This window comes from Pseudomonas sp. GW456-12-10-14-LB2, from assembly GCF_002884345.1.
Lineage (GTDB): Bacteria > Pseudomonadota > Gammaproteobacteria > Pseudomonadales > Pseudomonadaceae > Aquipseudomonas > Aquipseudomonas paraglycinae.
The window spans coordinates 1-261 of record NZ_POHV01000209.1 but is presented as its reverse complement, the minus strand read 5'-3'; the positions used below and the strand labels follow the sequence as shown (position 1 = coordinate 261).

Below are 261 nucleotides of genomic sequence, written 5' to 3'. Positions count from 1 at the left end.
ACCTCGCGCCGGTCAACCGTGACGAGCCTGACATCTTCCCGCGCGAGCCGGCGCACGATGGCGCTGCCGACCATGCCGCGATGGCCGGCGACGTAGACGACCTTGCCCTTCAGCTCAAACGGTACGCTTGCCATTCGCGACATCCCGTTTGGCCTCCGTCAGATCGCTCGCCATCATCTCTTCGACGAGCTGCGCAAAGCTCCGCTTCGGCTTCCAGCCCAGCACCTGCCGCGCCTTGCTGGCATCGCCGATCAGCAGATC

At 65.5% G+C, this 261-nt stretch carries 2 protein-coding genes; both read right to left on the bottom strand.

From position 1 onward, the window contains the following. Positions 1-134, bottom strand: a 134-nt coding sequence (locus tag C1X29_RS30060) for an NAD-dependent epimerase/dehydratase family protein (protein ID WP_146023324.1), incomplete at its 3' end; no start/stop codon positions are given. Beyond that, positions 115-252 (bottom strand): hypothetical protein, encoded by a 138-nt coding sequence (locus C1X29_RS30055; protein ID WP_256584428.1) that lies wholly within the window; start codon positions 250-252, stop codon positions 115-117. The genes C1X29_RS30060 and C1X29_RS30055, both read right to left, overlap by 20 nt. Between the last annotated feature and the right edge of the window lie 9 nt (positions 253-261).